This is a genomic window from Vibrio sp. 03_296, from assembly GCF_002265885.1.
The window spans coordinates 1-686 of sequence record NZ_NPKW01000826.1 but is presented as its reverse complement, the minus strand read 5'-3'; the positions used below and the strand labels follow the sequence as shown (position 1 = coordinate 686).

Genomic DNA, 686 nt, shown 5'->3' with positions numbered 1-686 from the left:
MAAACGCAAAATGCAATGCGCTAGGCTGGTTTGACTTCAGCCAAGTGTGGGTGAAACCGGAATTAGATAACTGATGGCCAAGCCAAACAAAAAGCCCCGAACGAACGGTTGAGATTATTTGCAGCAAATGTCGTGCCTTACTGTTTAAATATCGAAAAGGAGGAAAGGGCGCTTTAGTGAAATGCTTTAAAGAGCGTATCGTCGACAATTACTGTGAAAAAGCATGCCATTGCCCCAACTGTGATAGTGAGTTTGCGCGTGATAGCCTCATCAGAGGAACCCCCGCTTATAAAATTATTGGTSGGRAAGCCAAGCTGAAATAGAGTAAAAATAAGGGAAACCACGTGGTTTCCCTTTTTGATTCTTTATTTAAGTTTAAATGTCGTAACACTGATACGGCTTTAGTGACAATGTCACACCGAGCGCGTCCAACAAATCGTAGTTATAAATCAAGCAGTTAACTTCTTTGTTTTGCAGATTATCCGGCAACTCTAATGAAACATCTTGATCGCTAAAGTTGTTGATGACCAGCAGTTGCTCATCTTGATGTGAGCGGACATAAGCAAACACACTATCGTGCTCTGCAAACAGTGGGGTGAAATCGCCATAGACGATCGCTGGTGCTGTTGCGCAGTTCAATCAGCTTTTGGTAGTGATAGAAAATGGAATCTGAATCTGCCAATGCT

The 686-nt window shown here is 42.6% G+C and carries 1 protein-coding gene and 1 pseudogene; one reads left to right on the top strand and one right to left on the bottom strand.

Annotation, left to right across the window (positions count from 1 at the left end):
* Positions 1-73 precede the first annotated feature (73 nt).
* Positions 74-323, top strand: a pseudogene (locus CIK04_RS34570) (hypothetical protein).
* Between the two features lie 52 nt (positions 324-375).
* Here the strand turns inward: CIK04_RS34570 and CIK04_RS34565 are convergent.
* The gene (locus tag CIK04_RS34565) at positions 376-570 is read right to left on the bottom strand and encodes an alpha-glucosidase C-terminal domain-containing protein (protein ID WP_325205937.1); all 195 of its coding nucleotides are present in this window, start codon (positions 568-570) and stop codon (positions 376-378) included.
* Positions 571-686 lie beyond the last annotated feature (116 nt).